The sequence below is a fragment of the Mesorhizobium sp. AR02 genome (genome assembly GCF_024746835.1).
In the GTDB taxonomy this organism is placed as follows: Bacteria; Pseudomonadota; Alphaproteobacteria; order Rhizobiales; family Rhizobiaceae; genus Mesorhizobium.
Genome location: NZ_CP080531.1, coordinates 3656610 through 3677528 on the forward strand (window position 1 = coordinate 3656610; position 20919 = coordinate 3677528).

At 63.9% G+C, this 20919-nt stretch carries 21 protein-coding genes; 9 read left to right on the forward strand and 12 right to left on the reverse strand.

The window, feature by feature from the left end:
- Positions 1-81 precede the first annotated feature (81 nt).
- Genes DBIPINDM_RS21885 through DBIPINDM_RS21895 form a run of 3 tightly spaced genes read left to right on the forward strand, consistent with a single transcriptional unit; the run spans position 82 to position 3007 of the window.
- Positions 82-966, forward strand: a complete 885-nt coding sequence (locus tag DBIPINDM_RS21885) for a carbohydrate ABC transporter permease (protein ID WP_258589147.1) — start codon at positions 82-84, stop codon at positions 964-966.
- Positions 967-979: 13 nt separating this feature from the next.
- Entirely contained in the window at positions 980-1894 is a 915-nt protein-coding gene (locus DBIPINDM_RS21890) for an ABC transporter permease subunit (RefSeq protein ID WP_258589148.1), read from the forward strand.
- A 12-nt stretch (positions 1895-1906) separates the two neighbouring features.
- Entirely contained in the window at positions 1907-3007 is a 1101-nt protein-coding gene (locus DBIPINDM_RS21895) for a sn-glycerol-3-phosphate import ATP-binding protein UgpC (protein WP_258589149.1), read from the forward strand.
- Between the two features lie 103 nt (positions 3008-3110).
- On the opposite strand, the gene DBIPINDM_RS21900 is transcribed toward DBIPINDM_RS21895, so the two are convergent.
- The 3 genes from DBIPINDM_RS21900 to DBIPINDM_RS21910 form a co-directional block, all read right to left on the reverse strand.
- Positions 3111-4193 (reverse strand): ABC transporter ATP-binding protein, encoded by a 1083-nt coding sequence (locus DBIPINDM_RS21900; RefSeq protein WP_258589150.1) that lies wholly within the window; start codon positions 4191-4193, stop codon positions 3111-3113.
- Positions 4190-5770 carry an ABC transporter permease gene (locus tag DBIPINDM_RS21905; RefSeq protein ID WP_416361772.1) on the reverse strand — a complete coding sequence of 527 codons (1581 nt, stop codon included), beginning with the start codon at positions 5768-5770 and terminating at the stop codon, positions 4190-4192. Before DBIPINDM_RS21905 ends, DBIPINDM_RS21900 begins: the two co-directional genes overlap by 4 nt.
- Before the next feature lie 173 nt (positions 5771-5943).
- The gene (locus DBIPINDM_RS21910; protein ID WP_258589152.1) at positions 5944-6951 is read right to left on the reverse strand and encodes an iron ABC transporter substrate-binding protein; all 1008 of its coding nucleotides are present in this window, start codon (positions 6949-6951) and stop codon (positions 5944-5946) included.
- Positions 6952-7269: 318 nt separating this feature from the next.
- On the opposite strand from DBIPINDM_RS21910, the gene DBIPINDM_RS21915 reads away from it, so the two are divergent.
- From DBIPINDM_RS21915 to DBIPINDM_RS21925, 3 genes are all read left to right on the forward strand, one after another.
- A complete protein-coding gene (locus tag DBIPINDM_RS21915) occupies positions 7270-7821 on the forward strand; it encodes a sigma-70 family RNA polymerase sigma factor (RefSeq protein ID WP_019861390.1) in 552 nt (183 codons plus the stop codon).
- 1 nt (position 7822) lies between these two features.
- Positions 7823-8461, forward strand: a complete 639-nt coding sequence (locus DBIPINDM_RS21920) for an NrsF family protein (protein WP_258589153.1) — start codon at positions 7823-7825, stop codon at positions 8459-8461.
- A gap of 212 nt (positions 8462-8673) precedes the next feature.
- Complete coding sequence (locus tag DBIPINDM_RS21925) at positions 8674-10593, forward strand: PAS domain S-box protein (RefSeq protein WP_258589154.1); 1920 nt, start codon at positions 8674-8676, stop codon at positions 10591-10593.
- Between the two features lie 110 nt (positions 10594-10703).
- On the opposite strand, the gene DBIPINDM_RS21930 is transcribed toward DBIPINDM_RS21925, so the two are convergent.
- The 7 genes from DBIPINDM_RS21930 to DBIPINDM_RS21960 all read right to left on the reverse strand — a co-directional run bounded on the left by DBIPINDM_RS21930 (position 10704) and on the right by DBIPINDM_RS21960 (position 16098).
- The gene (locus tag DBIPINDM_RS21930) at positions 10704-11582 is read right to left on the reverse strand and encodes a 3-hydroxybutyryl-CoA dehydrogenase (protein WP_013892834.1); all 879 of its coding nucleotides are present in this window, start codon (positions 11580-11582) and stop codon (positions 10704-10706) included.
- A gap of 116 nt (positions 11583-11698) precedes the next feature.
- Positions 11699-12628 (reverse strand): electron transfer flavoprotein subunit alpha/FixB family protein, encoded by a 930-nt coding sequence (locus DBIPINDM_RS21935; protein WP_258589155.1) that lies wholly within the window; start codon positions 12626-12628, stop codon positions 11699-11701.
- A gap of 20 nt (positions 12629-12648) precedes the next feature.
- Complete coding sequence (locus DBIPINDM_RS21940) at positions 12649-13398, reverse strand: electron transfer flavoprotein subunit beta/FixA family protein (RefSeq protein WP_258589156.1); 750 nt, start codon at positions 13396-13398, stop codon at positions 12649-12651.
- 181 nt (positions 13399-13579) lie between these two features.
- Positions 13580-14380: a rhomboid family intramembrane serine protease gene (locus DBIPINDM_RS21945; protein WP_258589157.1), complete on the reverse strand. Its 801-nt coding sequence runs from the start codon at positions 14378-14380 to the stop codon at positions 13580-13582.
- A 31-nt stretch (positions 14381-14411) separates the two neighbouring features.
- A complete protein-coding gene (locus DBIPINDM_RS21950; protein ID WP_258589158.1) occupies positions 14412-14993 on the reverse strand; it encodes a cob(I)yrinic acid a,c-diamide adenosyltransferase in 582 nt (193 codons plus the stop codon).
- A 20-nt stretch (positions 14994-15013) separates the two neighbouring features.
- Positions 15014-15205 carry a twin transmembrane helix small protein gene (locus tag DBIPINDM_RS21955; protein ID WP_027031242.1) on the reverse strand — a complete coding sequence of 64 codons (192 nt, stop codon included), beginning with the start codon at positions 15203-15205 and terminating at the stop codon, positions 15014-15016.
- 26 nt (positions 15206-15231) lie between these two features.
- On the reverse strand, positions 15232-16098 hold the full coding sequence (locus tag DBIPINDM_RS21960; RefSeq protein WP_258589159.1) for an SDR family oxidoreductase: 867 nt from the start codon (positions 16096-16098) through the stop codon (positions 15232-15234).
- A 58-nt stretch (positions 16099-16156) separates the two neighbouring features.
- On the opposite strand from DBIPINDM_RS21960, the gene DBIPINDM_RS21965 reads away from it, so the two are divergent.
- Positions 16157-17008, forward strand: coding sequence for a YihY/virulence factor BrkB family protein (locus DBIPINDM_RS21965; protein WP_027047430.1), 852 nt, complete (start codon positions 16157-16159; stop codon positions 17006-17008).
- A gap of 127 nt (positions 17009-17135) precedes the next feature.
- On the opposite strand, the gene DBIPINDM_RS21970 is transcribed toward DBIPINDM_RS21965, so the two are convergent.
- Positions 17136-18032 (reverse strand): DMT family transporter, encoded by an 897-nt coding sequence (locus tag DBIPINDM_RS21970; RefSeq protein WP_258589160.1) that lies wholly within the window; start codon positions 18030-18032, stop codon positions 17136-17138.
- Between the two features lie 152 nt (positions 18033-18184).
- Positions 18185-19060, reverse strand: a complete 876-nt coding sequence (gene gluQRS / locus DBIPINDM_RS21975) for a tRNA glutamyl-Q(34) synthetase GluQRS (protein WP_258589161.1) — start codon at positions 19058-19060, stop codon at positions 18185-18187.
- Between the two features lie 75 nt (positions 19061-19135).
- Here gluQRS and DBIPINDM_RS21980 point away from each other — a divergent pair, with 75 nt between their 5' ends.
- Positions 19136-19777 carry a DNA-3-methyladenine glycosylase family protein gene (locus tag DBIPINDM_RS21980; RefSeq protein ID WP_258589162.1) on the forward strand — a complete coding sequence of 214 codons (642 nt, stop codon included), beginning with the start codon at positions 19136-19138 and terminating at the stop codon, positions 19775-19777.
- Between the two features lie 129 nt (positions 19778-19906).
- Positions 19907-20464, forward strand: coding sequence for an HNH endonuclease (locus DBIPINDM_RS21985; RefSeq protein WP_010911702.1), 558 nt, complete (start codon positions 19907-19909; stop codon positions 20462-20464).
- The last annotated feature ends 455 nt before the right edge of the window (positions 20465-20919 follow it).

Consider the following 20919-nt stretch of genomic DNA (forward strand, 5'->3'; position numbering starts at 1 on the left):
GGCTCATGCTTCGAGTCGACGGGCAGTTGTTTCGTGTATTTAATGCAAACGTGACTGCCGTTCAGCGGCATCGGCGGACCGATGGAAAAACGCGTCACCTTCAGCAGTTGGACGATCGGCATCCTTTTCGCGGTGCCGCAGCTCCTCCTGATCTTCACGTTCTTCTACTGGCCGGCTGGCCAGGCGGTGTACTGGTCGCTGACGCTGCAGCAGCCCTGGGGCGGCGGCAACATCTGGGTCGGGCTCGACAATTTCCGCTCGATCCTGGCCAACGCCGATTACTGGAACTCGATCACCGCCAGCCTTGTCTTTGCCGGGATCAGCACCGGTCTTGCAATGTTCATTGCGCTGGTGCTCGCCGCCCTGACCGACCGGCAGCTCACCGGCTCGCGTCTCTATCGCGTCGTGCTGATCTGGCCCTATGGCATCGCCGCACCCGCGCTGGCGCTGGCGTTTCGCTTCATCCTGGCGCCGGAAGCGGGATTCCTTTCCGCCGTCAACCGGATGTGGCCGGGAATCTGGGATCCGGGTCTCGACGGCGCCGACGCCATGGCTTCGATCATCGTCGCCTTCTCGTGGAAATATGTCGGCTACAACTTCATCTTCTTCGTGGCCGCGTTCCAGGCCATCCCGCGTTCGCTGATCGAGGCGGCGGCGATGGACGGCTCCGGTGTCGTCAGGCGCTTCTGGGACATCCAGTTCCCGCTGATCACGCCGACGATCTTCTTCCTGCTGGTCATCAACATCACCGAAAGCTTCCAGGATTCCTTCGGCATCGTCGACATCATGACATCAGGCGGCCCGGCGAACGCGACCAATCTGATGGTCTACAAGATCTATTCCGATGGCTTCAAAGGTTTGGATTATTCGGGTGCCGCCGCGCAGAGCATCATCCTGATGCTGCTCATCATCGTGCTCACCATCTTCCAGTTCCGCTTCATCGAGCGGCGCGTGCACTACGGGTGAGGATGACGATGACATGGTAGAGCGCACCCCATTCCTCAATTTCTTCACGCATCTGATCCTTTTCATCGGCTTTGTCTTCTGCGTCGCGCCGTTCCTGATCGTCGCCATCGCCGCGTCGCACAACCTGCGGGATGTCAACGATGTGCCGATGTCGCTGCTGCCGGGCAGCGACTTCTGGGTCAACATCAAGACGGCGTGGGTGACGGCCGATCTCGGCCCCAAGCTGCTCAACAGCTTCATCGTCGCCGGCGGCGTGGCGGCGGGCAAAGTGATCATTTCGGCGCTCACCGCCTTCTCGATCGTCTATTTCCGTTTTCCCGGCCGGATGTTCATCTTCTGGCTGATCTTCGTCACCCTGATGCTGCCACTGGAAGTTCGCATCGTGCCGACCTATGCGGTCGTCGCCAACGTGCTGTCGCCCTATCAGGCCATCCTCGACGTGACAGGCTTGAGCTGGCTGATCGAGAAGGTGTCGGGCGTGCAGGTCTCGCTCAACCTCGGGCTGCTCAATTCCTACCCTGGACTGATCCTGCCGCTGGTCGCCACGGCCACCGGCACGTTCCTGTACCGGCAGTTCTTCCTCACCGTGCCGGATGAACTGACCGAGGCCGCGCGCATGGACGGTGCAGGGCCATTGCGCTTCTTCATCGATGTTCTTCTTCCGCTCTCGCGCAACAACATGGCGGCGCTCGGCACCATCATGTTCCTGTGGGCCTGGAATCAGTATCTTTGGCCGCTTCTCATCACCACCGACCAGTCGCATGCGATGGCGGTCACCGAGCTTAAGTTTCTCATTCCCAATGTCGGCGGCACTCCGGAATGGCACATTGCCATGGCCGGCACGCTTATCATCATGCTCCCGCCGCTGTTCGTCGTGGTGCTCATGCAACGCTGGATCGTGCGTGGCCTGATCGCCACCGAGAAATAATAGGAGACAAAAATGGCCTCCATCACCATTCGCGGCGTCAAGAAGAACTACGCCAAGACGCAGGTCGTGCACGGCGTCGACCTCGACTTCGCCTCGGGGGAATTTGTCGTCATCCTGGGACCGTCCGGCTGCGGCAAGTCCACGCTGCTGCGCATGATCGCCGGGCTGGAAGAGATCTCCGGCGGTGAGATCTCGATCGACGGCACTGTGGTCAACAAACTGGAGCCGCGCGAGCGCGGCTGCGCCATGGTGTTCCAGAATTATGCGCTCTATCCGCATATGAGCGTGGCGCAGAACATCGGTTATTCGCTCAAGGTCGCCGGCGTGCCTTTGGCTGAACGCACACAGCGCATCCAGGCGGTGGCGCGCACGCTGGAGCTCGAGCATCTGCTCGACCGCAAGCCGATGGCGCTTTCCGGCGGCCAGAGACAGCGCGTCGCCATGGGCCGCGCCATGATCCGCGAACCCAAGGTTTTTCTCTTTGACGAGCCGCTGTCCAACCTCGACGCCAAGCTGCGCGTCCAGATGCGCTCGGAAATCCGCAAGCTGCATCGCCGGCTGAACGCCACCTCGGTCTTCGTCACCCATGACCAGGTCGAAGCGATGACCCTGGCCGACCGGCTGGTGGTGATGAATGGCGGACGCGTCGAACAGGTCGGCACGCCGGCGGACGTCTACAGCCGTCCGGCCAGCCGCTTCGTCGCCACCTTCGTCGGCGCGCCGGCCATGAACATGCTCGAAGGCACGGTCGAGCTCGACGGGCTGTCGCTGCTCGGCGGCAGCCGGCGCCTGGCGATGGCACGCGCCGGCCTGCCGGTCGGCAAGAAGGTGGCAATGGGCATCCGGCCGGAAGCCGTGCGCCTGGTGGCGCCCGGCACGGCCGGCGCGCTCGACGCCACCGTCGACCTGGTCGAGGAACTGGGTGCGGGGCGGGTCATCTATGTCGATCTCGACGGCGCGCCGTTTTCGGTGATGACGTCGGAGGCCATCCACCCCGAACCCGGCAGCCCGGTCGGCCTGAAGTTTTCGCCAGCGGACATGCATTTCTTCTCGTCGGAAACAGGAAGCCGCCTCGATGTCTTCAAGGCGTCCGTACCCGAGCCGGCGCTCTGACTTTCAAGCCCATTGAGCAGTGGCCGAGCTACTCGGCCGAATCCGCAAAACGCATCATCGCGTGATCTCTCTGCTGCGCCCCGGGTGTGGCACCGTCAGACCTTCAGGCGAACACATGCGCCTTTCCCGACACGGTGAGCCGCACGATCTCGCCGACCGCCGGTGCGTCCATGCCGGATTTGCGCAGGATCAGCGGCGTGTTGCCGATCGCAGCGGCGTCCGGCGGATCGGCGTTGTTCAGAAGCCGCACCGCGACCGTGCATGTCGAGCCGGCGAATTCGGATTCCGTCACCTCGCCAAACAGCATGTCCGGGGTGCCCGACATGCCCTCGCGCGACGTGCGTTTCAGCCCGATCTGCTCCGGCCGCAGCATGATGCGGACGACATCGCGGCTGTCATTGGTATCGACGGCGATGCGGCCGAGCGGCGAGCTGGCGAAGCCGCCAGAGATGCTTGCCGGCAGGATGATGGCATCACCGAGGAATTCGGCGATCATCCTGTCCTTCGGCTTTAGGTAGAGATCGCGCGGCGTGCCGACCTGCGAGAATATGCCGTCGCGCATCACCGCCACTTGGGCAGCGAAGGACAGCGCCTCGGCCTGGTCGTGCGTCACCAGGATGGTGGTGATGCCGGCCGCCTCCAGAAGTTCTGCCACCGCCTTGCGCATCGAGGCGCGCAGGCCAGTGTCGAGGGCCGAGAACGGCTCGTCGAGCAACATCAGCCTTGGCTTCATCGCCATGGCGCGGGCGAGCGCCACGCGCTGTTGCTGGCCGCCAGAGAGTTCGTGGGGGCGGCGCTTGAGGATCGCTTTGTCCAGTCCGACGATATAAGCGAGTTCGACGATGCGCTCGGCGCGCTTGTCCTCATTCCGGCCCAGACCGAAACCGATATTGTCCGATATGGTCAGATGCGGGAACAGGGCGCCGTCCTGCGCCACCACGCCGATGCCGCGGCGATGTGCCGGGACGGCGGCGCCGCCATTGGCCAGCACCTCGCCGTCGAGCACGATGCGGCCCTGGTCCGGCGCCTCGAAGCCCGCGATCAGCCGCAGCAAGGTGGTCTTGCCGCAGCCGGAGGGTCCGACGATTGCGGTCCGGCTGCCGCCGGCGACATTGAGGTCGACGCCGGCCAGGGCGGCGACCGGGCCGTAATGCTTGTGCAGGCCGCTGATTTCGAGAAAGCTCATCGTCCGGCCATCCGTTTCGACTGGACATAGAGCAGCCAGGTCAGGGGCAGCGACATTGCAACCATGATGAAGGCGTAAGGTGCCGCCGAGGCGTAGTCGATCTCGCCGCTGTAGGACCAGAACGCCATCGCCAGCGTGCGGGTGCCGTTCGGCGCCAGCATCTGGGTCGCGGTCAGTTCGTTCATGATGCCGAGTGCCACCAGCGCCATGCCGGCCGCGGCACCGGGCGCCGACAGGCGAATGGTCGTCGACCACAGCGCGTTGAGCGGACGCCGGCCGAGGCTGGACGCGGCGCGCTCGAGCTCGACCGGCGCCTGGGCGATCGAGGCGCGCAGGCTGACCAGGGCACGCGGCAGGAACATGAGTGCATAGGCGACCAGGATGGTGAACAGCGTCTGATAGAGCGGAAGCGCAATGCGCACGGTGATGGTGACCAGCGCCAGCGCGATGACGACACCCGGTAGCGAGCCGACGATGTAGTTGCAACCCTCCAGCAGGCGCTGCAACGGCCCCGGCGCGCGGATTGAGATCCAGGCCATCGGCATGGCGGCGACAGTGGCGAGCAAGGCCCCGGCAAGCGCCAGGAACAGCGTCTGGCCGAGCGCCAGGCCAATCTCGTCGAGACGCCAGACATCGGCACCGCCGGCGACGAGCCAGCGGCCGATGGTGATGAACGGCACGCCAAGTGCCAGCAGCGTGGTGACGACAAGCAAGACCAGGCTCGGGATGGTGGCGCGGCCGAGGCTCGTGCGTTGCTGATACCGCGCCGCGCCGGAGCCGACACGAGCATAACGCTCCTCGCCGCGCACCAGCACTTCGAGGCCCAGAAGCACGAAGCAGCAGGTCACCAGCACGCCGGCCAGCATGTTGGCGGCCGGTCCGTTGAAAGTCGACTGGAACTGGTCGACGATCGCGGTGGTGAAGGTGTCGAAGCGGATGAAGACGTAGAGGCCGTATTCGGCCAGCAGATGCAGTCCGACCAGCAGCGAGCCGCCGCAGATGGCGAGCCTGAGCTGCGGTACCGCGACACGCCAGAAGACGCGCCAGGGCCCAAGGCCAAGGGCTGCAGCCGCGTCCTCCAGGGCCGGATCGAGACGGCGCAGCGCCGCCGATATGGGCAGATAGAGGAAGGGGAAATAAGCGATCACGGACACCAGCACGCCGGCCCACAGGCCATGCAGCCCGGGTAGGATGGTGATCCAGGCATAGGAGTGCACGAAAGCGGGAATGGCGAGCGGCGCCACGCATAGCCAGGCCCACAGCCGGGCGCCGGGCAGGTCGCTGCGCTCGGTCAGCCAGGCCAGCGCGACAGACAGCACGATGGCGACCGGCACGGTCAACAGCACCAGCAGGGTGGTGTTGACCAGCAGTTCGCCGACGCGCGGCCGGAAGACCAGCGCCGAAACGGTTTCCCAGCCGGTCTGCACCGCGATCCAGATGATGAAGGCAAGCGGCACAAGGGCGAGCAGCGAGACGAGAACAGCGGCAGTGACAAGCCAAGGTGCCGCCCGCCGCTGCGGCCTTCGGCGCATCCTCGGTGGCAATCCGGAGCGCGCGAGATCGACCGCGGGCTGCATCAGCTCAGACGCCCCACGCCTGCGGCGGGGTGCCGGCAATCAAGGGACCACGGTTGGTGGTCAGGAACGCAGCGTGTCGTCATCGGCGAATGCCATCTCGAAAACAAAACGCTCCCGCGGAAGGCAAATTCCCGCGGGAGCACGGTCTGACGCCTTATCAGGACGAACGGCCACTAAAGCAAGCCGGCTGCCGTCATCAGATCGGTGACCTTCTTGGAGTTCAGCGTCGTGGGGTCGACCTTCGGCGCCTGCAGATCGGCCAGCGGCACCAGCTTCGGGTTGGACTCCGCACCCTTTCCGACGGCGTATTCGAAGGAGTCGCCGGTCTTCAGGATCTCCTGGCCGCCCTTGCCGGTCACCCATTTCAGGAAGGCCTGGGCTTCCTTCGGATGCTTGCTCGAAGCCAGCACGCCGCCGCCGGAAATTGAGACGAAGGCGCCCGGATCCTGGTTCTTGAAGTAGTGCAGTCCGACATTCTTGCTGTTTTCGCCGGTCTTGGCCTGATCGCCGAAGTAGTAATAGTGGTAGATCACACCGCCTTCGATCTCGCCGGCATTGACCGCCTTCATCACCGTGCTGTTGCCCTTGTACGCGGTGAAATTCGTTTTCATCCCCTTCAGCCAGTCCGCCGTGGCGGCCTCGCCCTTGAGCTGAACAAAGGCGCTGACGATGGCCTGGAAATCGGCACCCGACGGTGAAGCGGCCCAGCGGCCCTTCCAGCTTGGATCGGCGAGATCAAGCATCGACTTGGGCAACTGGTCGGCCTTGAGCTTGGTCTTGTTGTAGGCAAAGACGGTGCTGCGTGCGGCGACGCCGACCCATTTGCCGCTGGCCGGCTGATAGTCCTTCGGAACCTGCGCTAGCGTCTCGGCATCGACCGGTGCGAACAGGCCGGCATTCTCGACCAGCGCCATGGCTGGCGAGTTTTCGGTCAGGAACACGTCGGCCGGCGAGGCAGCGCCCTCGGCGACGATCTGGTTGGAGAAGTCGCTGTCGCCACCATTGCGCACGGTGACCTTGATGCCGGTTTCCTTGGTGAAGCCTTTAGCCCAGGCCTTGGTCAGGCCTTCGTGCTGGGCATTGTAGACGATGATGCCGGCATCTGCGGCCATCGCCGGGCCGGCGGCCAGGCTGATTGCAAGTGCGGCGGCACCAGCAAGGGCGGAAAGGGTGAATTTCATGGCGTTATCCTCGATGTCGTTGGTCTTTGCACGCTGCACCTATCGATACCTGACAGGCATAGTCAACATTGTTGGCTGCTTCAATCGGTCGCTGAGGCGCGAAGGTCAACGCAAAGCGGACAATTCCATGTGATGGCGGCCTGGATCGACGGTTTCTCGCCAGATGTGTCCGCAAGGCCTGTAAGGTGACCCGGTGTGCGGCTGTGCCTTCAGGACCCGCAAACTTTTGTGATTTGCCCGTAGTTTGGCTTGGACATTATTTCGCCGGCCACGTAACAAATCAGTGCCGAGGCACGAAAATCGGGGGAGTGAACTCTTGTGAGCGGCAAGGACGAAGCCGAGCTTTCCCGGCTGTTGCGGGCCGCGATCGCCGGAGACGAAAAGGCCTATGCCGACTTTCTGCACCGGATTGCCGCGCTGGTGCGCGGCTTTGTCCGGCGCAAGATCGTGCAGGGCGGGGTCGATCCCGAGGATGTCGTGCAGGAAACCTTGCTGGCCATTCATGTGAAACGGCACACCTGGCGCCAGGACGCGCCGGTGCTGCCGTGGATCTATGCCATCGCCCGCTTCAAGCTGATCGATGCGTTCCGGCGGCGCGGACGGCGCATCGAGATCGATGTCGACGATATCGCCGAGACCTTCGCCGAGCCGGAAACCGAAACCGTCAGCGAGCGCGACATCAACCGGGCCCTGGACGGGCTGCCGCCGGCGCAGCGCTCCGTGGTCTCGGCCGTATCGGTGGAGGGTCGCTCGATCGGCGAGACGGCAGCGAAGTTCGGCATCAGCGAGACGGCGGTGCGTGTGTCGTTGCATCGCGGACTTGCCGCCATAGCCAAGCGATTTGGGCAGGGGCGATTCGGGCGGGAATGACATGAGGACCGAGGATCTCATCAGGGCGCTCGACGCCGATGCAAGCAGCAAGGCGATGCCATTGCGCTCGGCCTGGTGGTTGGCGGCTGGTGCGGCCATTATCATTGCGGCAGTCGTTTTCCTGCTGACGATCGGCCCGCGCCCCGACTTCATGGTGGCCGCGCACACGATGCGCTTCCTCTCCAAGTTCGTTTTCACCATCGTGCTGGCCGTCAGCGCCTTCGCCTTGATCCGCGCTTTGTCGACGCCGGGTGCCTCGACAGGTCGGGCGATGGCGGGGATGCTGGCCGCGCCGCTGCTGGTGGCCGTGGCGGTGGTTCTGGAGCTCTTCATGGTGCCGGAGGCGTTGTGGGGCACGCGCATGGTCGGCTCCAACATGATGATCTGCATGGGCTTCATCCCGCTGATCGGCATCGGCCCGCTCGCCATCTTCCTATGGATGCTGCGCTATGGTGCGCCGACAAGGCCGGTGCTTGCCGGCGCGGTCGCGGGCCTGCTCGCTGGCGGGCTGGCCGCGACCTTCTATGCCGCGCACTGTTTCGACGATTCGCCGCTTTTCGTCGCCACCTGGTACACGATCGCGATCGCGGTTCTTGCCTTGCTTGGCGCGCTCGGCGGGCGGTTTTTCGTACGCTGGTAGCAGGATAGCTGCGACCCGCGAATACCGATCCTTAATCATGCCGGCAATTGTTTGCCGGTTGCCCATATCGCCGGTACCCCCTACGCAACCTTTCCTTAAAATCGATCCTTCAGGGTTTTAACGGGAAAAAGCGATTGCCCACGGGGGTGGCACGGATCGTGAGATTACCAGGACCTATCAGGCTCCACAAACACGCAGCGCCGGCACTGCTTGTGGCTGGCCTCGCCGTTGCGGCGGCCTCGCTCGTGCCGTCGCGGCTGGACCTTGGCGCCGAGGCACTCAGACTTTGTTTTCAGGTATCGGTCGCCGTTGCAGCCGGCGCGCTTTTCCTCGCCGGGCTGTTTGTCATTCGCATCTCCGCCGACCGGCGGCAGATCGCGCAAAGCGAGCAGCGCTTTCGCCGGGCCATGCAGGATTCGGCGATCGGCATCGCCATTGTCGGGCTGAACGGGCGTATTCTGGAAACCAATCCGGCCTTCGCCTCGATGCTTGGCTACAGCCGCGAAGAGATCGAGGCGCTGACCTTTTTCCAGATCACCCATCCTGACGACGTACATATCGGGCGGGAAACCATGGAAGGCATCAAAGCGGGCACGGTCAACGCTTTCCAGTTCGAAAAGCGTTACCTCAAGAAGGACGGCACGGCTGTCTGGGCGCATCTCGCCGGCTCCGTCATTCGCGACGAGAAAAGCGGACGCCCGCTCTATCTCGTCTCGCAGATCGAGGACATCGACGCGCGCAAGCAGGCCGAGGCGCGCATTGCCGAGGCCGAAACGCGCTGGAATTTCGCCCTGGCCGGCGCCGGCCAGGGCGTCTGGGACCTCGACGTGCGCAAAGGCGGCACGACCTACTCGTCGACCTGGGTCAAGATGCTGGGTTATGCGGATGGCGAACTCGACGGCGATCCGGACCGCTGGCTGACCATGATCCATCCCGACGACCGCGAGACCGTCGCCGAAGCGGACCGCGCCCACCTTGACGGCCAGACGGAGTTTTTCGAGGCCGAGTTCAGGATGCGCCACAAGGATGGCCGCTGGGTCTGGATCCTCGACCGCGGCAAGGCCATCGAGCGCGACGGGGACGGGCGGCTGATCAGGGCCATCGGCAGCCTGACCGACATCACCCGGCGCAAGGAGGCCGAAGAGCGCCTGACCCTGTCGGCGGCAATGCTGGCCGACGAGAAGGAGCGCCTCCGGGTGACGTTGCAGTCGATCGGCGATGCCGTTATCTGCACCGATGCGGCCAATCGCGTCACCTTCATGAACCCGGTTGCCGAGAAGCTGACCGGCGTTTCCGGCGAGGCGGCGCTCGGCAAGACGCTCGGCCATGTCTATTGGGCGGTCGATGAGGAGACAGGTCACAGGATCGGCGTGACGCGGCCGGCGATCGGCGCGGAGGCGCCTTCCGACCAGAACAGCCGTGCCGTGCTGATCCGCCGCGACGACACACGCTGCAGCATCCGCCAGGTCGTGTCGCCGATCATGAACGAGCGCAACGAATTCTGCGGGCTGGTCATCGTCTTCCAGGACTTCACCGATGCGCGCGCCCTGCAGCGCCAACTTGCCCACGCCGCCGCGCATGACGCGCTGACCGGCCTTGCCAATCGCTCGAGCTTCATCCGCACCATGGAGGGATTGGTCGATCAGGCGCGCAAGGACGGCACGACGGCCGGGAGCGGCCATCAGTTCATGTTCATCGACCTCGACCATTTCAAGCTGGTCAACGACACGGGTGGTCACGCCGCAGGCGACGCCTTGCTGAAGCGGGTCGCGGAGGCCGTGCGCGGTGTGCTTGGTCCCGAAGACATCGTCGCGCGCCTGGGCGGCGATGAATTCGCGGTCATCCTGAAATCGGGTTCGATCGCCGGCGCGAGGATCGCGGCGCGCTCCATCATCGACGTGATAGCCGGGCTGAACTTCACCTGGGACGGCCGGCCGCATGCGATAGGCGCCAGCATCGGCCTGGCGGCGATCTGCGCCAATTGCGGTGAAGTCGACGAGATCATCGCAAAGGCCGACGCCGCCTGCTATGCGGCCAAGGCCGCCGGCCGTGGGTGCGTTTCGGTGGCGCCGGATGACAGGATCACCTACGACAGGTCAGAACCGCCCGCGCCGTTTGCCGCGGCGTCGTAGAGCGTTTCACCGCTGCATGGAAACGGCGAACCACTCTAACTCTTTGTTTTGACGCAATTCCAGACGGAAAACCGCTCACACTTTTCCTGGAATTGCTCTAAGCGGATGCGTCAGCGCGTCGGAACGGGGTGCTCGCCGCGATAGTCGTAGAAGCCGCGTCCGGTCTTGCGGCCGAGCCAGCCGGCTTCGACATACTTCACCAGCAACGGGCAGGGGCGGTACTTCGAATCCGACAGGCCGTCATGCAGCACCTGCATGATCGACAGGCAGGTGTCGAGGCCGATGAAGTCGGCCAGCTGCAGCGGTCCCATCGGATGGTTGGCGCCAAGCCGCATGGCGGTGTCGATGGCATCGACCGAGCCGACGCCCTCATAAAGCGTGTAGATCGCCTCGTTGATCATCGGCAGCAGGATGCGGTTGACGATGAAGGCCGGGAAATCCTCCGAAACCGTGATCGTCTTGTCGAGCTGCTTCACATAGGTCTTCGCCGCTTCGAAGGTCTGGTCCTCGGTGGCGATGCCGCGCACCAGCTCGACCAGCTTCATCAGCGGCACCGGGTTCATGAAATGTATGCCGATGAAGCGCTCCGGCCGGTCGGTCTGCGCGGCAAGCCGCGTGATCGAGATCGACGAGGTGTTGGTCGCCAGTATGGCTTCGGGGTTGAGCTGCGGACAGAGCTGGGCGTAGATCTTGCGCTTGACCGTCTCGTCCTCGGTCGCCGCCTCGATCACCAGATCGGCGCCGGCGAGATCTGCCATCGCCGGTGCCGAGGCAATGCGCGCCATCGCCTGGTTGCGTAGCTTTTCGTCGAGCTTGCCGGAGCCCACCTGCCGGGCCATGTTGCCGCTGATGGTGGCGATGCCCTTCTCGATGCGGTCGGGCGATATGTCGTAGATCAGCACCTTGTAGCCCGAAAGCGCGGAGACATGGGCGATACCCCCGCCCATCTGGCCTGCGCCGATGATGCCGATCGTCTCGATCTTGCTCATTACACCGATCCCGTCCAAAGGCTTTTGCAGCCTGCTTTTTGTGCGGTGCAAACTAAAAGGGCGGGGCGACTTCGTCTACCCCACCCCAAGCATTTAATACGCTTTGTCAGAGAGCGTCAAAGCGCCTTCTGCAACTCCGGCAGAATGACGAAGAGATCGCCGACGAGGCCGTAGTCGGCAACCTGGAAGATCGGTGCCTCCTCGTCCTTGTTGATGGCGACGATAACCTTGGAATCCTTCATGCCGGCGAGATGCTGGATGGCGCCGGAGATGCCGACCGCGATGTAGAGATCGGGAGCGACGACCTTGCCGGTCTGGCCGACCTGCCAGTCGTTCGGCGCATAGCCGGCATCGACCGCCGCGCGGGACGCGCCAACGGCGGCACCGAGCTTGTCGGCGACGGGCAGGATGACCTCCTGGAACTTTTCCGAGGAGCCAAGCGCGCGGCCGCCCGAGATGATGATCTTGGCCGAGGTCAGTTCCGGACGATCAGTGTCCGACAGCTTGTTCTCGACGAAGGTGGAGAGGCCGGGATTGGCCGCGGCCTTGACGGTCTCGACCGCGGCCGAGCCGCCCTCGGGGGCTGCCTGGAAGGAAGCCGTGCGCACGGTGATGACCTTCTTGGCGTCGGTCGACTGCACGGTCTGGATGGCGTTGCCGGCATAGATCGGCCGCTTGAACGTGTCGGGCGAGACCACTTCGATGATCTCGGAGACCTGCGCGACATCGAGCAGGGCCGCCACGCGCGGCGCGACGTTCTTGCCCGACGAGGTCGCCGGGGCGATGATGGTGTCGTAGCCGCCGGCGAGCGACACGACCAGTGCGGCCGTCGGTTCGGCAAGGCGTTCGGCGAGTTCGTCGGCTTCGGCGAGCAGCACCTTGCTGACGCCCTTGAGCTTGGCTGCGGCGTCCGCCGCGCCTTTGGCGCCCTTGCCGGCGACCAGCACATGCACGTCCGAACCGATCTGCAGGGCCGCCGAAAGCGCCTTGGCGGTCTGGTCGGAAAGGGTGGCGTTGTCGTGTTCGGCGATGAGGAGAATGGTCATTTTATCTGTTCCTTCCGATCTCAGAGCACGCCGGCTTCGTTCTTGAGCTTGTCGACCAGTTCGGCGACGCTCTTGACCTTGACGCCTGCCTTGCGGCCGCTCGGCTCCTCGGTCTTGATGACCTTGAGGCGCGGCTTGACGTCGGCGCCGTAGTCGGCCGGGCTCTTTTCGTCGAGCTGCTTCTTCTTGGCCTTCATGATGTTGGGCAAAGAGGCATAGCGCGGCTGGTTGAGGCGAAGGTCGGCGGTGATGATCGCCGGCATCTTCAGTTCCACCGTCTGCAGGCCGCCGTCGACTTCGCGCGTCACCTTGGCCTTGTCGCCGTCGAGCACGACCTTGGAGGCGAAGGTGCCTTGCGCCCAGCCGAGCAGGGCCGCCAGCATCTGGCCGGTCTGGTTGGAATCGTCGTCGATCGCCTGCTTGCCGAGGATGACGAGGCCGGGCTGTTCGGCGTCGACGACGCCCTTCAGCACCTTGGCGACGCCGAGCGGCTCGGTCTGCTCGTCGGTCTTGACCAGGATGGCGCGGTCGGCGCCCATGGCGAGTGCGGTGCGCAAGGTTTCCTGCGCCTGCTGCGGGCCGATCGAGACGACGATGATTTCTTCGGCCTTGCCGGCTTCCTTGAGCCGGATTGCCTCTTCGACCGCGATCTCGTCGAACGGGTTCATCGCCATCTTGACGTTGGCGAGTTCCACCGCCGAACCATCAGCCTTGACGCGAACCTTGACGTTCGCATCCACAACCCGCTTCACGGGCACAAGGATCTTCATTTGCCTGTCACCTCTTCACGCTAGTTGGGCGCGCTATAGCAGCCTGCGCCCCTTCTGAGTTGTCGAAAGCCGACATTCCGGATGGAAATTCTGGTCTTTGCCCGCCTTGGGCTCAGACGGAGACGTTTCCGTAGTTGCGGCAACCCTTGACGTCAATACGCTGAAAGCAGCTCAAATCGGTTCAGTTTGGGCCAGAGGGGTTTCCCCGGCCCCAGCGCGTCGTGGTGGCCGGCGGTTCAGGCGCCGCTGGTTCGGCAGCAACCGGCGGCTGGTCTGACGTGGGAACCGCGGTATCCTCGTCCGCGCCGGCAAAAAGCGGCACGCCGCGGCTGCGCAGGACAAGCACCAGCACGGCGCCTGCAATGATGCCGCCGATGTGGCAGGCCCAGGAAATCTGGTCCTCGCCACCAGCGGCGAACATGAAGACCTGGAACAGCACCCACAGGATAAGCGGGATGAAGGCCGGAATGCGCAGCGGGATGCGGGCAAAGGCAAGCACCCAGACCTTCACCCGGGGATAGAGGATCAAATAGGCGACGACCACGCCGGCAATGGCGCCGGAAGCACCGATCAGCGGTACCTGCGAATCCCAGGCGACAAGGCCCTGGAAGGCGGCGCCGGCGATGGCGCACAGGAGATAGAAGATCAGGTAGCGGATGTGACCGAGCGCGTCCTCGACATTGTCGCCGAACACCCACAGGAACAGCATGTTGCCGCCGAGATGGAAGATATCGGCGTGCAGGAAGGAATAGGTGAGGTAGCTCAGGCTTTCGGGGATGATGACAAAGCGAGGGTCGAGTTCGGCCGTGTTGTGAACGACGGACGGAATGAAGCCGAGCCCAAGCACGGCCGCATTGGTGAAATTCTCGCCGCCCAGTGCCGTCGCGCAATAGACCAGCGCGTTGACCACGATCAGCCCGATCGTCACATATTGCAGGCGGATGTGGCGCAGCCTGTTGGTGTCGTAAAGCGGGATGAACATGTCCCTGGCCCCCTCCCGCTTTTCAGTCCGTTCAGCGGTTCTTGCCGGGAACCCATAGCACGTCGGCATTTCCATTGTCATTGACCGCCCGGGCGGCGACAAACAGGAAATCCGAGACGCGGTTGATGTATTTCAGCCCGTCGCGGTTGACGTGTTCGCCTGGATCCTGGGCAAGCGCCACCATCAGCCGTTCGGCCCGCCGCGCCACGGTGCGCGCGAGATGCAGGGCAGCTGCCGCCGGCGTGCCGCCGTTGAGCACGAAGGATTTGAGTGGCTGGAGGTCCTTGTTGAGGAGGTCGATGTCCTTTTCCACACGATCGGTCTGCGCGGCCACGATGCGCAGCGGCTCATAGCCGAGCGGCTTGCCGTCGTCAGGCACGGCCAGATCGGCGCCGAGGTCGAAGAGATCGTTCTGGATGCGCGACAGCATGGCGTCGATCGCCGGATGGCTAGCTACTGTGTGGACCCGCGCGATGCCGATGCAGGCATTGGCCTCGTCGACCGTGCCGTAGGCGTCCACGCGCAGATCGGATTTCAGCCGACGCTCTCCGGTGCCGAGACCCGTGGTGCCATCATCGCCGGTGCGGGTGTAGATCTTGTTGAGCTTGACCACGTCGCCTCCCCGAACGGCCTTCACTTGCGGGTGAAATACACCGCGAGCAGAATCAGCACCAGCGCCACGGCCTGCAGCATGACGCGCGCCTGCATCAGCTTGTTCGAGGTGACGCCGGAGCCGCCGCGCATCATGTTGATGAGGCCACGGATCAGCACGATCACCACGGCGGCCATGACCAGAATGGCGAGGATGTTGAAGACGGTTGCCATTGTTGCGTTTCCAGTTGGTTTGGCGTTCAGGCGCGTTTGGCCATCAGGCGGTAGAGCATCGATGCCGGCAGTATGCGTTTGAGCGCCGCGCCGATCTTAGCCGGCACCGTTACCACATAGTGCGGGCGCGGGCGCCGCGACAGAAGTGCATGGCGCAGAACCTTGTAGACCACTTCCGGTCCGGGCTTCAGCACCGACTGGCTGCCGCCGGCGCGCAGTCGCTCCAGCTGCGCGGCATAGTCGGCGCTGTGCACGGAATTCTCGATGTCGATGTTTTTCAGGAACCAGGGCAGGCCGTTGCTGGCGATCTTCGATTTCACCGGCCCCGGTTCGATCAGCGAAACATGGACGCCGCTGCCTTCCAGTTCCTGGCGCTGACAGAGCATCAGCGCCTCGAGCGCATGTTTCGACGCCGAATAGGCGCCACGAAAACGTACCGGCACGAGACCAAGGATCGATGAGCAATGGACGAGGCGGCCATGGCCCTGGCGGCGCATCACCGGCACGAGACGGCAGGTCAAGTCGTGCCAGCCGAAGAAATTGACCTCAAATTGCTCCTTGAGCGCAGCCACGGACAGGTCCTCGACAGCGCCGGCCTGGGCGTAGGCGCCGTTGTTGAAGAGCGCGTCCAGCCGGCCGCCGGTGCGGTCGAGCACTGAAGCCACCAAGGCAGTGATCGAGTCCGGTTCGCTGTAATCGAGGTAGAAAGCCTCGATGCCGTCGCTTTCGAGGGCAGCGATGTCCTCGGGTTTTCGGGCCGTTGCAAAGACCCGCCAGCCTTCCGCCTTGAGTGCCCGGGCGCAATATGCACCTATGCCGGACGAGGCGCCGGTGATGATGATGGTGCGCAACTCCTGCGCTGTCGGACTCGTGGTTTCGCCAAGGGTTGCCATTTGCCGCATTCACTTCCCATATTCGCGGCGTCGAGACAATCGAAGGGAACGCGGGTTCTTGCTGCGGAATATTGTCGCCCTGCGCCGCGTGCTCTACGACGCGCTCGGCCATTTCAACACCGATGACGGCTGGGCAATGGCCAGCCATCTGGCGATCACCTCGCTGATGGCGCTGTTTCCGTTCCTGATCTTCGCCACGACGCTGGGCAGCTTCCTTGGCGCCCAAGCCTTTGCCGACACGGCCGTGCACCTGGTCTTCGACACCTGGCCGGATCAGATCGCCAAGCCGATCGCGCATGAGGTGCTGAACGTGCTGACCGTCCGGCGCACCGACCTGTTGACCTACGGCGTGCTGCTCGCCGCCTACTTTGCCTCGAACGGCATCGAGGCGCTGCGCACGTCGCTCAACCGCGCCTATCGCGTCACCGAGACGCGCGGCATCATCTATCGCCGCGTGCAGAGCATCTTCTTCGTGCTGATCGCCACCGCCGGTTTCCTGGCGATCAGCGTGCTTCTGGTGTTCGCGCCCTTGCTGGCGCGGCTGGCGGAAGCTCATTTCGAGTGGATCAAACCCTATACCGGCACGATCACGCTGTGGCGCTACGTCATTGCCTCAGCCGTCATCATCGGCGGGTTGTTTGCCGTGCATTACTGGTTGCCGGCCGGCAAGCGCCGCTTCGTCTCGCTGGTGCCGGGCATCGTCTTCACACTGGCGGCATGGCTTATCGGCTCGACGATGTTCGCCACCTATCTCGACCATTTCTCGTCTTATGTGACGACCTATGCTGGTCTGGCCTCGATCATGATCGCGGTGGTTTTCCTCTACATCGTCTCGGCGATCTTCATCCTCGGCGGCGAACTCAACGCCGCGATCAGCCGCTATCTGGAGGCACGTGCCCGGGTCGGATGAGTCGATAGCGGCCATTCAGGAATTGAAGAACTGGAGAATTGAGGAATTGAAGAAAAAGCAGACAGCGCCAGATATGGCCGCTTTTCCTCAGTTCCTCAGTTCCTCAGTTCCTCAGTTCCTCAGTTCCTCAGTTCCTCAGTTCCTCAATTCTTCCCTTGGCCTGCCGCGCCGTTGCCAGGCCAACGCCGAAGGTCGTGATCGCCATGCCGACAATCTGCAGCGCGTTGAGCTGTTCGTCGAACAGTGCCCAGGCGATGATCGCCGTCACCGCCGGCACCAGGTAGAACAGCGAGGCGACTTTCGACATCTCGCCGTCGCGGATCATCACCATCAGCAGGAAGATGGCGCCGAGCGACAGCACCAGCACCAGCCAGGCCATGGCGAAGATCAGTTCGCCGTTGATGATGACGATGTGCGTCTCGAAGGCAAGCGCGGCCAGGATCATCAGCGAGGCGCCGCCGACATATTGCCACATGGTCGCCGCGACGAGGTCACCGCTGGAAGCAAAGCGCTTCTGCCAGATGGTGCCGGCGCTCATGCCAAGCACCGAGACCAGGGATGCGGTCAGTGTCGCCGCGGTCACACCGCCGCCGAGCGCCCCGAGCTTCGGCCACAGCACGATGACGATGCCGATCAGGCCGATGCCAAGGCCAAGCCAGTGGCGCGGCAGGATGGCCTCGCCGAGAAACTTGCCGGCAAGCACCGCCGTGATCAGCGGCTGCAGGCCAACGATCAGGGCCGAAAACCCGGCCGGCATGCCCCGGTGGATGGCCCAGAAGACGGCGCCGAGATAGACGCCATGCATGAGCACGCCGGCGCCGGTGGCGTGCAGCGTCTCCTTGCGGGTGGCTCGTTTCGAACCCAGCACGGGCATCAGGACAGCCAGCAGGATGGCGGCGATGACGAAACGCGCGGCGAGGAAGGTGAACGGCTCCGCCCACGGCATGGCGTAGCGGGCGCCGATGAAGCCGGTCGCCCACAGGACGACGAAGGTGGCGGGGATGAACCGCTTGATGCTTTGCATTTTTCCGGAGACCGCGAGGCTGGGGAAGTTGACCGTGGCGCTGCTCTAGTCCCGTTCAACGCGGTGCGCAAAGCGAAACGATTGATCCATGCATCACCGGAATTCAATTGGCGGTGCCTCGACACGCGTTTCCCAGAGTTTCTTCGCCAGGCTCAGAGCCCAACCATTCGCCTGATGTCGTCAGGCGATGCACCGGCATCGCGCAAGGCCGCAAGGCCGGTATCGCCAAGGCTCTTCGACAGTTTTCGCCCATCCGGCCCGAGGATGAGCCGATGGTGGAAATAGGCGGGTTGCGGCAGCCCAAGCAGTTCCTGCAGCAGGCGCTGCACGCCGGTGGCGGAAAACAGATCCTGGCCGCGCACGACGTGGCTGACGCCTTGCAGGACGTCGTCCATAACGACGGCGAGGTGGTAGCTGGTCGGGATGTCGCGGCGCGCCACGATCACGTCGCCCCAGTCCTGCGGTCGGGCTTCGACGGAGCGCGTCGTGGACAGCGTCTCATCGCCGAATTCGGCCCATGCGAGGTCCCTGCCGACACGCGCCATGGCGGCATCGACATCCAGTCGCCAGGCGAAGGGCGCATTTTCGGCGATGCGCCGCTTGCGTTCCCTGACCGGCAGCGCCTTGTCGGCGGGGGGATAGAGCGGCACGCCATCGGGGTCGCGCGGCCAGTCGCGTCCGTGCTTTTCGCTGTCGGCGATGAAGGCCCTGATGTCGCCACGGCTCATGAAGGCGGGATAGACGAGTTCTTCGCGGATCAGCCGGTCAAGCACCGCCTCGTACTCGGCGAAATGCTCGGATTGGCGGCGCACCGGCTCTTCCCAGCCAAGCCCCAGCCATTTCAGATCGGCAAGCACGCCTGCCTCGAATTGCGGCGTGCAGCGTGTCGTGTCGATATCCTCGATGCGCAGCAGCAGCCGGCCGCCGCTAGCCTTTGCCAGCTTCCGGTTGAGCAGTGCCGAATAGGCATGGCCGAGATGCAGTTCGCCGTTGGGGCTGGGCGCGAAGCGGAATGTCAGGAGCGTCATGTCTCGAGCGGCAATCGGGTTGTGCTGTGGTTTCGGCGATTGCTACTTTGCGGCACATTGGCGGACAAGGATACCATGCAACGCATCGCAACACTGGACGACATTGCGCGCGGGCTGGATGCGCTTTGCATCATCGACCCGCGCCTGGAAAAGGTGCGCGGCATGGCCGGCGAGGTGCCGCTCAGACTTTCGGAGCCAGGATTCAGGAGCCTGGCCTCGATCATCGTCTCGCAGCAGGTGTCGCGGGCGAGCGCCGACGCGATCTTTGGCCGGCTGACCAAGCTCGTCGACCCGCTGACGCCGCGGGCGATCCTGGCCGCCGGCGAGGATATGTTTCGCGAGGCCGGCCTGTCGCGGCCCAAGCAGCGCGGCCTGATCGCAATTGCCCAGGCCGTGGCCGACGGCCTCGACCTCAATCACCTCTGTTCGCTCGACGCAACCGAGGCCATCACGGCGATGACGGCGGTGCCCGGTATCGGCCCCTGGACGGCGGAAGTGTACCTTCTGTTTGCCGCGGGGCACCCCGACATCTTCCCCGCGCGCGATGTCGCGCTGCAGAGCGCGGTCGGCCATGCGCTCGGCATCGACCCGCGTCCGCCGGAGAAAACACTGATCGCATTGGCCGAATCATGGAGCCCGTGGCGAGGTGTCGCATCGCGGCTTTTCTGGTCCTATTATCGCGAAACCAGGGGCAGGGACGCAGCACCTCCGGCCTGAATCCGCAAAAAGTCATAAAAATCGAGGGTTTTTGACGCGTTGGGCAAGCGACAATCCGCTTCACATCCCTGTCATGTCGGGCTTACAGTATCCGCGCCGATCGGTTCGAGAAACTAGGAGGTAAACAAGGTGACGGTTGCCGTATCTCCGGATGGGCTTCCAGCGCTGGTGCTGAATGCGGATTACCGTCCGCTCAGCTATTACCCCTTGTCGCTCTGGTCCTGGCAGGACGCCATCAAGGCGGTGTTCCTCGACCGGGTGAACATCGTCGCCGAATACGAGCACGCGGTGTCCTCGCCGACCTTCTCGATGAAGCTGCCGAGCGTGGTCAGCCTGAAGGCCTATGTGAAGCCGTCCAGGCATCCGGCCTTCACCCGCTTCAACGTCTTCCTGCGCGACCGCTTCCAATGCCAGTATTGCGGTACGCCTGACGACCTGACCTTCGACCACGTCATCCCGCGCCATCGCGGCGGTGCGACGACCTGGGAGAATGTCGTCGCCGCCTGCTCGCCCTGCAATCTGAGGAAGGGCGGCATGATGCCGGCGCATGCCAAGATGTGGCCGCTGCAGAAGCCCTATCAGCCGACCGTGCATGATTTGCACAACAACGGCCGCCTGTTCCCGCCGAACCATCTGCATGAAAGCTGGATGGATTATCTCTACTGGGATGTTGAGCTGGAGCCCTGAGATCGTTCGAGAATTCGGGAGGCTGGCCGCCTGAAGCGATTTTCTGCGCTTCCGGCCTTCGCTGGCCGAAGCACTCATGGGTGGTCGGACAGTTCAGGCTACGGCCGGCGCAGGCCGGTGCTCACATGCCTACCAGACCATGATAATCTGACACTCCCGATATCGCACCAGCTCGGTCGCGCTCACTTACCAGCGGCTTCGCGTTCAAGGACCGGCTTCCCCCACTCCACTCCGTCGCTGCTTCGCAGCGCCACCTCTCCCCCCTCCGGAGGGAGGGGAAGGGAGCCTGCTGGAGGCCGGAGGGAGGGGAAGGGAGCCTGCTGGAGGCCGGAGTAGAGAAGGGAGCCTGTTGGAGGAGCGCTGGCTACAACAGGCTCGCGCCCTTCCTCTACCCCGTCGATCGGGGGAGAGGTGGCTCGGCGAAGCCGAGACGGAGTGGGGGTCGATCTGGCTCG